This window comes from Acinetobacter faecalis, assembly GCF_034187745.1.
Taxonomy (GTDB): domain Bacteria; phylum Pseudomonadota; class Gammaproteobacteria; order Pseudomonadales; family Moraxellaceae; genus Acinetobacter; species Acinetobacter faecalis.
In genome coordinates, this window is the sequence record NZ_JAXHPF010000006.1 from 162,820 (window position 1) to 175,206 (window position 12,387).

The 12,387-nt window shown below is 38.5% G+C and carries 10 protein-coding genes; 6 read left to right on the forward strand and 4 right to left on the reverse strand.

All coding sequences use genetic code 11. The annotated features are described in order from the left end of the window. Positions 1-59 precede the first annotated feature (59 nt). Together SKM54_RS08495 and alaS are read right to left on the reverse strand one after the other, a co-directional pair. The gene (locus tag SKM54_RS08495) at positions 60-1,340 is read right to left on the reverse strand and encodes an aspartate kinase (RefSeq protein WP_321095129.1); all 1,281 of its coding nucleotides are present in this window, start codon (positions 1,338-1,340) and stop codon (positions 60-62) included. Positions 1,341-1,403: 63 nt separating this feature from the next. Continuing rightward, positions 1,404-4,097, reverse strand: a complete 2,694-nt coding sequence (gene alaS, locus SKM54_RS08500) for an alanine--tRNA ligase (RefSeq protein WP_321095131.1) — start codon at positions 4,095-4,097, stop codon at positions 1,404-1,406. Positions 4,098-4,500: 403 nt separating this feature from the next. Between alaS and SKM54_RS08505 the strand changes: the two genes are divergently transcribed. The 5 genes from SKM54_RS08505 (at position 4,501) to SKM54_RS08525 (ending at position 9,735) form a co-directional block, all read left to right on the forward strand. Further along, entirely contained in the window at positions 4,501-5,529 is a 1,029-nt protein-coding gene (locus SKM54_RS08505; protein WP_321095132.1) for a type I glyceraldehyde-3-phosphate dehydrogenase, read from the forward strand. A 300-nt stretch (positions 5,530-5,829) separates the two neighbouring features. Then, complete coding sequence (locus tag SKM54_RS08510) at positions 5,830-6,996, forward strand: ATP phosphoribosyltransferase regulatory subunit (protein WP_321095133.1); 1,167 nt, start codon at positions 5,830-5,832, stop codon at positions 6,994-6,996. 70 nt (positions 6,997-7,066) lie between these two features. Continuing rightward, the gene (locus SKM54_RS08515; RefSeq protein WP_321087077.1) at positions 7,067-8,386 is read left to right on the forward strand and encodes an adenylosuccinate synthase; all 1,320 of its coding nucleotides are present in this window, start codon (positions 7,067-7,069) and stop codon (positions 8,384-8,386) included. A 154-nt stretch (positions 8,387-8,540) separates the two neighbouring features. Continuing rightward, positions 8,541-8,849, forward strand: a complete 309-nt coding sequence (locus SKM54_RS08520) for a hypothetical protein (protein ID WP_321089659.1) — start codon at positions 8,541-8,543, stop codon at positions 8,847-8,849. A 103-nt stretch (positions 8,850-8,952) separates the two neighbouring features. Next, positions 8,953-9,735, forward strand: a complete 783-nt coding sequence (locus SKM54_RS08525; protein WP_321095134.1) for a M48 family metallopeptidase — start codon at positions 8,953-8,955, stop codon at positions 9,733-9,735. A gap of 147 nt (positions 9,736-9,882) precedes the next feature. On the opposite strand, the gene SKM54_RS08530 is transcribed toward SKM54_RS08525, so the two are convergent. Next, on the reverse strand, positions 9,883-10,932 hold the full coding sequence (locus SKM54_RS08530; protein WP_321095135.1) for an NADP(H)-dependent aldo-keto reductase: 1,050 nt from the start codon (positions 10,930-10,932) through the stop codon (positions 9,883-9,885). 175 nt (positions 10,933-11,107) lie between these two features. Beyond that, positions 11,108-11,809: a cAMP-activated global transcriptional regulator CRP gene (gene crp / locus SKM54_RS08535; protein ID WP_154772197.1), complete on the reverse strand. Its 702-nt coding sequence runs from the start codon at positions 11,807-11,809 to the stop codon at positions 11,108-11,110. 145 nt (positions 11,810-11,954) lie between these two features. On the opposite strand from crp, the gene SKM54_RS08540 reads away from it, so the two are divergent. Further along, positions 11,955-12,377: an OsmC family protein gene (locus tag SKM54_RS08540; protein WP_321087085.1), complete on the forward strand. Its 423-nt coding sequence runs from the start codon at positions 11,955-11,957 to the stop codon at positions 12,375-12,377. The last annotated feature ends 10 nt before the right edge of the window (positions 12,378-12,387 follow it).

The following is a 12,387-nucleotide window of genomic DNA, read 5'->3' on the forward strand; positions in this document are numbered from 1 at the left end:
TAGGGGCTCTATCGGTTCTATATATAAAATTTTACAATTTGGTTAAATATACCAATTGATTAAGCACGAACGGTTGACTCGCCGCTTTCACGATCTAGGTTAAATGCAGTATGAAGTGCACGTACAGCAAGTTCTAAATATTTCTCATCAATAATGACTGAAATTTTAATTTCAGACGTAGAGATCATTAGAATATTAATGCCTTCTTTTGCAAGTGCTGTAAACATTGTGCTTGCAACACCAGCATGAGAACGCATGCCAACACCTACGATAGATACTTTTACGATATCTGAACGTGTAGCAACTTCACGTGCACCAATTTCTTTTGCTGTTGCTTCAAGAATTGATTTCGCTTTTGCTAATTCACCACGGTTAACAGTAAACGTGAAGTCAGTTGTACCGTCTTCTTCGACATTTTGTATGATCATGTCGACTTCAACATTTGCTTCACCAATAGGCGAAAGAATGTTTGAAGCAATACCTGGTAAATCTGGTACACCAAGAATAGTTAATTTTGCTTCGTCACGGTTAAACGCGATACCTGAGATAATTGGTTGTTCCATGTTGTCTTCCGCTTCAGTCGTGATTAGTGTTCCGACATTTTGTTTAAAGTCTTCGTCGAATGCGCCATCATCGTCATTATCAAAACTAGATAATACGCGTAAAGGCACTTGGTATTTGCCTGCAAATTCTACTGAACGAATTTGAAGAACTTTAGAGCCAAGAGATGCCATTTCAAGCATTTCTTCAAAAGAGATACGATCTACTTTTTTAGCTTTTGGTGCTACACGTGGATCTGTGGTGTAAACACCGTCAACATCTGTGTAAATTTGGCATTCATCTGCTTTAAGCGCAGCAGCAAGTGCTACACCAGAAGTATCTGAACCACCACGACCTAAAGTTGTTGTATTGCCGTTTGAATCAAAACCTTGGAAACCAGCAACAACAATCACTTGACCTGCGTCTAAGTAGCTTGTCATTACATCTGTATCAATTGCTTCAATACGAGCTTTGGTATATGAGCTGTCAGTTTTAATGCCGACTTGGCGACCAGTAAGTGATGTTGCTTTTACACCAATTGTATTCAGTGCCATCGCTAACATGGAAATCGTTACCTGTTCACCTGTAGACACCATTTGGTCTAATTCACGTGGGTCAGGGGTTTCGGTAATGGCCTTCGCTAAAGCAAGCAGACGATTGGTTTCGCCACTCATTGCAGAAACCACAACCACAATTTTGTGACCATGATCGTGCCAACGCTTCACACGACGAGCAACATTTAAAATGCGCTCGGGAGTACCCATAGAGGTACCGCCATATTTTTGAACGATTAATGCCATAGTTGTTCCATAAAAGCCATGACTCTGAATTACCTATCAGAGTCAGTTACACAAAAGGTGAAGTTATTTTGCTTCAAGCCAAGCAGCTAAGCTTGTCATTACAGGTTCTAACTTCTCGTTAAGTGGCGCGCCACCTTGTGCCAAGTCAGGTTTACCACCACCTTTACCACCTAGTTCTTGACCTAAGTGTTTGATGATGTCACCCGCTTTAATAGACGCAGTAAATTCTTTTGCCACAGATGAAATCAGGCTAACTTTGTCGCCATCTACACCCGCAATAACAATTACCGCATTGTCTAATTTAGATTTCACACCGTCGTGTAAGTTGCGAAGTGATTTCGCATCTGTATTTTGAACAGTTGTGATTAATGTCGAACGACCAGCAATAGTTTGAACTTGGCTTAAAAGTTCAGTTGCTTGGAAGTTTGCAAGTTTTTGATTCAATTGCTCGATTTGTTTCTGCAAGCTAGATGCAGTTGATGCAAGATTTTCAACTTTTTCTAAAGTTTGATCTTTCTGAGCTTTCAACAAATCATTAATTGATTGAATGTCACGATCAGTTTTTTGAGTCGCTTCAATTGCTTTAGTGCCCGTAATTGCTTCAATACGACGAACGCCCGCAGCAACACCACCTTCAGAAGTGATTTTGAATAAACCAATATCACCTGTACGTTTTACGTGAATACCACCACAAAGTTCGATAGAGAAGTTCTTATCTTCACTTACAGAACCCATAGAAAGTACGCGAACTTCATCACCATATTTTTCACCGAACAACATCATTGCGCCTTTTTCTTTCGCAGCGTCAATGTTTAAAAGTTCAGTTGTTACAGCAGTGTTGGCAATCACTTCGCGGTTAACAATACGTTCAATTTCTTGAAGTTGTTCAAAAGTAACAGGTTGATCATTTGCAAAGTCGAAACGTAAAAGTTCGCTTGCAACCAATGAACCTTTTTGTTGAACATGAGCACCCAATACTTGACGCAGTGCAGAATGTAACAAGTGAGTTGCAGAGTGGTTGCGTGCAGTTGCATCACGTAAATCTGCTTTTACAATTGCTTCTACAGATTGAGCAGCTTTTAAGTTGCCCATTGTCACGATACCTTGGTGTACAAATGCACCACCAGATTTTTTCGTGTCTTGAACTTCAAAAATACCTGTTTCGTTTTTGAAGATACCTGTATCACCAATTTGACCACCGCTTTCTGCATAGAAAGGGGTTTGGTTTAATACGATAAGCGCTTCGTCGCCTTCAAATACTTCATTAACTTGTTCGCCATCTTTGTAGATTGCAACAATTTGACCTTGACCTTGAGTTGCATCGTAGCCATCAAATTGAGTTTCGCCTTCTACATTTACAATTGAGTTGTAATCGATAGCGAATTTACCAGCATCACGTGCGCGTTGACGTTGAGCAGCCATTTCAACTTCGAAACCAGCTTCATCAATTGTTAAATCACGTTCACGTGCAATGTCGGCAGTTAAGTCTGTTGGGAAACCGTAAGTATCGTAAAGTTTAAATACTGTTTCGCCAGGAATAACATTGCCTTTAAGATTCGCAAGTTCGCCTTCAAGCAATTTAAGACCTTGCTCAAGCGTTTTTGCAAATTGTTCTTCTTCTTTTAGAAGTTGAGCTTCAATACGTGTTTTTTGAGCTTCAAGTTCAGGATATGCAGCACCCATTACATTAATTAATGGTTGAAGCATTTTGTGGAAGAATGAACCTGTAGCGCCTAATTTATTACCGTGACGAACTGCACGACGAATAATACGACGCAGTACATAACCACGACCTTCATTAGAAGGGTTTACGCCATCTGCAATTAAGAAGCAGCATGAGCGTGCATGGTCAGCAACAACTTTAAGAGAAGCAGGGTATTCAACAGGTTTATTTTCTGCTTGTGCTTTCGCTTCAAGTTCAGAAGTATCTAAACCAATAATTTGCGCAGCATCTTTAAGTAAGTTTTGGAATAGGTCAATTTCGTAGTTCGAGTTTACGTGTTGTAAAACTGCAGAAATACGTTCTAAGCCCATACCTGTATCTACAGATGGAGCTGGAAGAGGGTGTAATACGCCATCAGCAGTACGGTTAAATTGCATGAATACGTTGTTCCAAATTTCAATGAAACGGTCGCCATCTTCTTCAGGTGTGCCTGGTAAGCCACCCCAAATATGATCGCCATGGTCAAAGAAAATTTCAGAACAAGGACCACAAGGACCAGTATCGCCCATTGCCCAGAAGTTATCTGATGCGTATTTTTCGCCTTTGTTATCACCAATACGGATAATGCGAGAAGCATCTAGACCAATTTCTTTGTTCCAGATATCAAAAGCTTCGTCATCTGTATGGTAAACAGTGGCATATAATTTGTCTTTTGGAAGAGCTAACCATTGCTCAGAAGTTAAGAAATCCCAAGCGAATTTAATTGCATCGCGCTTGAAATAATCGCCAAACGAGAAGTTACCTAACATTTCAAAGAAAGTATGGTGACGTGCTGTATAACCAACGTTATCTAAGTCGTTGTGTTTACCGCCTGCACGTACACATTTTTGTGAAGATGTTGCGCGAACATAATCACGTTTTTCCAAACCAAGGAAACAGTCTTTAAACTGGTTCATACCTGCGTTTGTGAATAATAAAGTCGGGTCGTTGGCGGGTACTAGTGAACTCGACGCGACACGTGTATGCCCTTGCGATTCAAAGTAACGCAAAAATGCTTCACGAATTTCAGCTGATGTCATAAAACGAGTACTCACAACCAAGTCACTCCATAGATTTTGTATTGGCTAATGTGTAACTGCATAAATTCATCTAAAAATGATTCACCACAGTACACGCGGGCTTAAAATTTTAAAACGCCAAATTATAACGGAAAATATACGTCTCACCAATGATTTTAAGGTCTTTTGGTGACATTTCTATTTAAAGCTTAGTTTTATACAAGGTTTGTGAAAATTGATAAAGACAAGAATGAAGAAAACGCTTTAAATGTATAAAATTCTCGTTATTTCGCTACGTTATATTGCATGAAAGTTTAATTTTTTATAAATCAATTTTACTGACTTGTAATAAACTTAGAATTTATATCTGTAATGTGCCGAAATCTATTAACATAATAGAAGTAGTGACAATATTTCACATGAAGTAAAGGGTCTTTTCATGCAGCAAGTGGCGATAAATGGATTTGGTCGAATTGGACGTAATGTATTGCGTGCATGGTTTGAAAATCCTAAAGATTTTGCATTTGAAATTGTTGCAATTAATGATGTTGCAGATGTTGAAACCCTTATTCACTTATTTAAGTACGATACAACTCATGGTCGTTTTCAGGGCAATGTTGAGTTGTGTTATATCGATCAGCAAGCGTATTTAGAAATTTCCGCAGGCAATGCGAAGTTAAATGTTCAGGTGCATAATTGCGAGGATCCTGAACAATTGCCTTGGGAAAAACTAAATATAGATGTTGTTTTAGAATGCACAGGATTATTCCGTTCTCGCCAAGCTGCAACTAAGCATCTTACAGCAGGGGCAAAGCGCATTATTATTGGCGCTGCACCGTTTGATACTGTAGATGCTGCAATTGTATATGGTGTAAATCATCATGAAGTTAAAGCGTCTGACCAAATTATTTCAGGCGTTTCTTGTACTACGCAGGCTTTAGTGCCTTTAGTTAAAATTTTGGATGATGTTTTTGGTATAGATACCGCACTCATGACCGAAATTCATGCCGTAACAGCAGATCAGTCTGTGTTAGATCATGCGCATCGCGATTTGCGACGCGCTCGTGCTTCGGGGCAAAATATTATTCCAACAACATCTTCAGCTTTGGGCGCACTTAAACGTGTAATGCCTAAAATGGAAAATCGAATAGATGGTTATTCTATTCGTGTACCTACTATTAATGTTGCAGCCATAGATTTAACTTTTATTGCACAAACAGACATTAATTCACAAATGGTGAATGATGCTTTGGTACATGCAGCACGTTATGACTATTCAGAAATTATGCAAGTGACCGATGAAGCTTTGGTTTCAAGTGATTTCAATCATTCACCATATTCATTAATTGTCGATTTAACCCAAACAATGGTGGTGGGTAAGCAAGCGAAGGTTTTTGCTTGGTATGACAACGAGTGGGGTTATGCAAATCGTTTATTAGATTTGTGTGAATCTTTTACACAAAGTTGAAATAAATAGATGGTGTATAAAATTAGTAACTACTAAGATGAAAAAACAAGTGTTTTTAGCAGCGCTTAAAGCAGGTATTTTACATTTTTAAATAGTTTTGAAACTGTCTTAAACTTGATTTGAAATATAGGCTTAACTTAAATAATTTTATGATTTGTTTAAAATAGAAATTATTCCTGCTGAAAATTAAAAAAGTCGATGCACAGCTAAAACTAACGTGCTAGACTTAGAGAAATCGGGTGTGTTCCCGATTTTTTTATGCGGATTCGTTCCGCGCTTACAAGTATTTAGGTTTGCAACATGCCCATTTCAGAGACATGGTTATTACCTGATGGTGTAGCTGATGTATTACCAGAGCAAGCGCAAGTCATTGAAACTTTGCGCCGTGACGCATTGGATTTCCTCGCATCTCGAGGATATCAATTGGTGTACACGCCTTTCATCGAATACATAGAATCTCTATCTTCTCTTTCAGAATCGAATCAAGATTTAGACTTAGCCACTTTTAAAGTGATCGATCAGCTATCTGGTCGTTTACTTGGTGTGCGTGCCGATATGACACCACAAGTGGCTCGTATTGATGCGCATGTACATCAAGTGCAAGGTATTGCTCGTTACTGCTACGCAGGAACAGTTTTACACACTAAACCACAAGGGTTTAATACCACACGCGCACCACTACAATTGGGTGCAGAGCTTTTTGGTTCAGATAGTATCGATGCAGACGTTGAAATGATCGATGTGATGCTGAACTTGCTTAAAACGGCTGGTTTTGACCGTGGTATTCATTTAGATATTGGTCATGTTGGCTTATTCCGTAGCTTGGTAAAACATGCAGGATTAAGTAAATCAACAGAAAATCAATTGTCTGATTTATATCAGCGTAAAGCATTGCCAGAGCTTGCAGAATTTACGCAAGATATTAAGTTTGGTGCAGACTTCTATACGTTGGGTCGTTTCTCAAGTGACCTAGATGCATTGCAAGCAAACTTAAGTGCAGAACTTCTTGCAGATGAATCATTTAAGCAAGCATTTGATGCATTACTTACAACGAAGTCTGAAATTCAGGCACGTTGGCCAAATTTAGATATTGGTATAGATGTTGTTGAACTACGTTCATATCATTATCACACTGGTTTAATGTATGCAGTGTACGCACCAAATCGTGCGGCACCTGTAGCACAAGGTGGTCGATACGATGGTATTGGCGAACACTTTGGTCGTGCGCGTCCTGCAACAGGATTCTCTTGTGACTTATATGCACTGTGTGCAGGTCAATTCAAGAAAATTGAAAAAGTTGTAGCGCCAAAAGGTACAAACAAAGATTTGCTTACAGCAATTGAAAATGCACGTGCACAAGGCTTAAGTGTAATTCAATTGTTAGGTAACGATGATTTAAACTCAGTTCCGTATGCAACTCACCAAATGGTGAATACTGCGGGTGAGTGGAAAATCGAAAAAATTTAATCGCAGAACTGAATGTTCATGTCATTCGGTTTTGTTCTCAATTTTAACAGCATGATGTAATGAGGCTATTATGGGCAAGAATGTTGTGGTACTTGGTACCCAATGGGGCGACGAAGGTAAAGGTAAAATCGTCGACCTGCTCACAGATCAAGCGACTGCGGTTGTACGTTATCAAGGCGGACATAACGCGGGTCATACTCTCGTGGTTGGTGGTAAGAAAACTGTATTACACCTCATTCCATCTGGTATTTTACGTGAAAACGTACTGTGCTTAATTGGTAACGGTGTTGTACTTTCACCTGAAGCACTTATTAAAGAGATGGCTATTTTAGAGAAAGAAGGCGTACCTGTTAAAGAACGTCTACGTATTTCTCCAAACTGTCCTTTAATTTTGCCTAACCATATTGCACTTGACCAAGCGCGTGAGAAAAAACGTGGTAACGCGAAAATTGGTACTACAGGTCGTGGTATTGGTCCAGCTTATGAAGATAAAGTTGCGCGCCGTGCAGTACGTGTTGCTGACTTAGTTCGTGGTGGCGATCATCTTAAAGCTCAATTAGAAGAGCTTCTTGAATACCATAACTTCCAATTAACTCAATTCTACGGTGTAGAAGCAGTTAAATTAGAAGACGTACTTGCGCTTTGCGATGAGTGGCGTGAAGTTGTTGCACCATTAGTGATTGATGTAACTGGTGAACTTCATAAGTACCGTAAAGCGGGTGACAACATCATGTTTGAAGGTGCTCAAGGCTCACTTCTTGATGTTGACCATGGTACATATCCGTATGTAACTTCTTCAAATACAACTGCTGGTGGCGTAAGCTCTGGTTCAGGTCTTGGTCCATTGCACCTTGACTATGTATTGGGTATTACTAAAGCGTACACAACTCGTGTAGGTGCAGGTCCATTCCCAACAGAATTAGTTTACGATGCTGCTAACGATGTTGGTGATGCAATTGGTAAACACCTTGGTACTGTAGGTTCTGAGTTTGGTGCTTCTACTGGTCGTCAACGCCGTTGTGGTTGGTTCGATGCAGAAATTCTACGTCGTTCTGTAGAAGTAAACTCACTTTCAGGTATTTGCTTAACTAAGCTAGACGTTCTAGATGGCTTAGAAGAAATCAAAATCTGTGTAGGTTATGAAGCTGCAGATTCTGGTTGTGTAGGTTCTTCTGATGCGCTTGCATTTGAAACTTTAAAACCAATTTACGAAACAATGCCTGGTTGGACAGAATCTACTTTTGGTGCTAAATCTTTAGACCAATTGCCAGAAGCTGCAATCAACTACATTAAGCGTATTGAACAGTTAATCGAATGTCCAATCGACATCGTTTCTACTGGTCCAGATCGTGACGAAACTATCGTGCTTCGTCATCCATTTGATGCTTAATTTTTTTGCATTAAATTGATCGAAAAGCCCTGTATTATGCAGGGCTTTTTTTATAGCTAAGTAAAATAGCCGACTAAAGTTGCAAGTTGTATTGCTATGCAAATTTTGAACAATTGCTACAATACAAAAATTCATAAATATTGAGACATGCAGGATGCAGAACAATATCGGCAGCACTATTTTCTATTCGTTTTTATTTGCAATGGGTGGGGCACCTACAATTGCGATGTTGCTTATAAAAACACAGCAGGTTGATGAAGCGGTTTTTTATCAGGTGTTTATAGGTTTAAGTGTGATGATTGCTTGTGTATTGGTTCCAATTATTTTAATTCAAAATACATATTTGCTCTTTAAAAGAAAAAATTCTGTGTTAGAACAAAAAATTAAGCCAATAAGTCAGTTTTACTTTGTACTTAATGCACTTTGTTTAGTGTTTTGGCTTACTATTCAATTTATGCTTTGATTCAAATAAAAAATTAATACGAAATATAATGAAAAGCAGTTGAATATTCTTTTTCATGCTGCATCAATTCACTATAATGGCGAAAATAGATGGAGACATTAGAATGAATAAAAAATTGTGGATGGCATTATGTGCTTCTAGTGTAGTTACAATTTCAGGTTGTGCAACATTTGCAGAAATGGCAGGTGCTAACACGGCAACTTTAAATGCTGTTGCAACTGAAGGTTTTAATAAAACTTTAACTGAAGCGCGTTCAAAAAATACTTTAGATACATCATCTTCGGTTTATAAGCGCGTTAATGCCGCTTTTGTGAATTTGAAGCCTTATGCAGATCAAATGAATCAAACTGGAGTGAAGTTTAACTGGGAATTGGCTGTATTAAAGTCTGACCAAGTAAATGCTTATGTTGCACCAGGTGGTAAGGTTGTATTTTATACAGGTATTGTAACTAAGCTTAATCTTACAGATGCTGAAATTGCGGCAATTATGGGTCATGAAATGATTCATGCTTTAGAAGAGCATTCTAAGCAAAAAATTGGTGCTCAAGCTTTAACAGATTTAGCATTAGGCATTGGTTTGAGTGCTGCAGGTGCGGGTCAAGGTGCAGCAGCGGCAGCACAGTTAGGTAGTCAAATTGGCGTGGGTTTACCATATTCACGTAGTCTGGAAAGCCGTGCCGATGAAGGTGGTTTAATGCTCATGGCGCGCGCGGGTTATCAACCTCAAGCAGCAATTACATTGTGGGAAAAAATGCAAAAATATTCAGGTGGAAGTAATTCAGCATTTTTATCAACTCACCCATCAAATGCTCAGCGTATTCAAGCAATGCGTGAAAACTTGCCTGCTGCACAAGCAATCTATCAACAAAGTGCAATTAAGCGTTAATTGTTTTTATATAAAAAGGATGCTTATGCATCCTTTTTTATTTTTTGGTTAATGTATTTTTAATTCAAATTTTGTACTGTTCTAAAAATAGATTAAAGCAGGATTTTACATTTCTAATTAAAATTTAAAGGAGTCCTTAAATTTTAATTAGGGAGCGGGGTTCGGTTGCTGTTTGTGAATAGCTTCAATTCCTTTAAGAACATCTTCTGATAAATCGATATCGAAAGCATCAATATTTTCTTTAAGCTGTTCTAAATTTGTTGCACCAATAATTGTTGAGCTTACAAAGAACTGTTGCTTAATGAATGCTAATGCAAGCTGAGTTAATGTTAAACCATGTTGTTCTGCAAGCTGTGCGTACTGCTCTGTTGCCCATTCACTTTCTGGGTTGGTGTAGCGGCTAAAACGTGAAAAGCGTGTTACGCGCGCATTCTCTGGGCGTGCGCCGTTACGGAATTTACCTGTTAAATAGCCAAATGCAAGTGGAGAGTAAGCAAGCAAGCCGATACCTTCATATTTTGCAATTTCAGACATACCAATTTCGTAAGTTCTATTTAATAAACTATAAGGGTTTTGCACACTTACAAATTTTTCCAAGCCTAGCTTTTCTGCTAAGTGTAAAAATTTCATTGTTCCCCAAGGTGTTTCATTCGATAAGCCAATGTAACGAATACGGCCTTTTTTAATTTCATCTTGTAATGCGAAAAGTGTTTCTTCTAATGCTGTTACTTCTTTGGTATTTTCAGCTTCTTCATTAGTATAGCCGAGTTTGCCAAAAAAGTTAGTTGGGCGTTCTGGCCAATGCAATTGATAAAGGTCAATATAATCTGTTTGAAGGCGCTTTAAGTTTCCATCTAATGCAGATGAAATATCTGATGCATTAAAGCGCGTTTCGCCATTACGAATATAACGTCCACCTTGTGAAGGACCTGCAATTTTAGAGGCAATAAAAAGCTTGTCTCGTCCACCATTTTGTTGAATCCAATTGCCAATAATTTGTTCTGTTGAACCTTGAGTTTCTGGCTTGGGTGGAACTGGGTACATTTCCGCAGTATCCCAAAAATATAGACCACGGTCTAAAGCATAATCAAGTTGTTGAAATGCTTCTGCTTGAGTATTTTGTTCACCAAAAGTCATGGTGCCTAAACAAATTTCAGGTAAAAGAATACCTGTATTAGCAAGTGGTCGAAATTGCATGTGAAATGGCTCTTAATAAACTTAGATATAGTTTTAAGCTTCTAGGTTAATAGACGCAAGTTATATATTGAAATCATTCATTGTAAAAAGTTTATGAAATATTGATCTGATAAAATTTAGATATAAAAAAAGCAAATCATATGATTTGCTTTTTTAACTTATTTAGATCTGATTCTTATTGTTCCGCATCTGCATAAGCATCTTCAACCGCTTCTAAAGAAGCATCGAAGATTAAAATTGCTTTGCCGTCAGTTTCGATCATGCCTTGTTCTTCTAATGTTTTAAGAACACGACCAACCATTTCACGTGAACAACCGACAATGCGACCAATTTCTTGACGTGTAATGCGGATTTGACGACCATTCGGTAAAATCATCGCCTCAGGCTGAGATGAAAGGTCAATCAAACAACGTGCAATACGACCAGACACATCAATAAATGCTAAGTCAGTTACTTTACGTGTAGTATTTTTTAAGCGACGAACTAATTGAGCAAATACTGCATAGCTTAAGTCAGGATATTGCTTGCTAAGTTCATGGAAGTTTTCGTAAGTCACTTCGGCAATTTCACAAACGTCACGTGTGCGAACTTCTGCAGTACGTTGTGGATTTGATTCGAATAGACCCATTTCCCCAAAAAAGTCCCCAGGATTCAAATACGCAACAACAATTTCACGGTCATCATCTTCACGAAGAATGATTGATACAGAACCTTTAAGAATTAAGTATAAAGATTTAGATTCTGACCCCGAGTCAATAATTGTTGTACGTTTAGGATAACGATTAATATATGCACGTTTTAGTAATGCTTTAACTGAGTCAGGCAATTGACCCGGTGAAAGGGCATCGGTGCTTAGTTGTGAAAAATTTGAAGTCATACTAACAGTTCCGAAAATGGATAAATATTAGATCGCACAAGATCTAGTATGAACGTGCTACACAAGAGCTGAAATTCCGTATCAACCCAAATTATGTTAGTGTACAGGTACACTGTAAATTTATAGCTTTTTTTAGGGACTTGCAATGCAAACAAGCGTTCATTGGTTAGAGAATGTTGCTTTCGAGGCAAAATCGGATAGCGGTCATACAATTTTAATGGATGGTTCACCTGAATATGGTGGTGAAAACCGAGGACCACGTCCCATGGAGCTTATATTAATGGGGCTTGGTGGTTGTGCTTCATTCGATATTGTGACTATTTTGAAGAAATCTCGCCAAGATGTGACCAATGTTGTATGTCAGTTAAAAGCAGATCGTGCAGATACAATCCCGGCTGTATTTACTAAAATTCACTTGCATTTTGTTGTGTCAGGTCGTGCAGTTAAAGAGAAGCAGGTCGCAAAAGCAGTTGAACTTTCGGCTGAAAAATACTGTTCGGCTAGCAAAATGTTATCAGATGGTGGCGTAATTATTAGTCATGATTTCGAGATTATTGAAGTTGAATAATTTAAATTGT

Excerpts from the sequence above, each read along its gene's own strand:
- SKM54_RS08540 (WP_321087085.1), top strand. The coding sequence starts at position 11,955 with ATGCAAACAAGCGTTCATTGGTTAGAGAATGTTGCTTTCGAGGCAAAA.
- crp (WP_154772197.1), bottom strand. The coding sequence starts at position 11,809 with ATGACTTCAAATTTTTCACAACTAAGCACCGATGCCCTTTCACCGGGT.
- SKM54_RS08530 (WP_321095135.1), bottom strand. The coding sequence starts at position 10,932 with ATGCAATTTCGACCACTTGCTAATACAGGTATTCTTTTACCTGAAATT.
- SKM54_RS08505 (WP_321095132.1), top strand. The coding sequence starts at position 4,501 with ATGCAGCAAGTGGCGATAAATGGATTTGGTCGAATTGGACGTAATGTA.
- SKM54_RS08510 (WP_321095133.1), top strand. The coding sequence starts at position 5,830 with ATGCCCATTTCAGAGACATGGTTATTACCTGATGGTGTAGCTGATGTA.
- SKM54_RS08495 (WP_321095129.1), bottom strand. The coding sequence starts at position 1,340 with ATGGCATTAATCGTTCAAAAATATGGCGGTACCTCTATGGGTACTCCC.
- SKM54_RS08515 (WP_321087077.1), top strand. The coding sequence starts at position 7,067 with ATGGGCAAGAATGTTGTGGTACTTGGTACCCAATGGGGCGACGAAGGT.
- SKM54_RS08520 (WP_321089659.1), top strand. The coding sequence starts at position 8,541 with ATGCAGAACAATATCGGCAGCACTATTTTCTATTCGTTTTTATTTGCA.
- SKM54_RS08525 (WP_321095134.1), top strand. The coding sequence starts at position 8,953 with ATGAATAAAAAATTGTGGATGGCATTATGTGCTTCTAGTGTAGTTACA.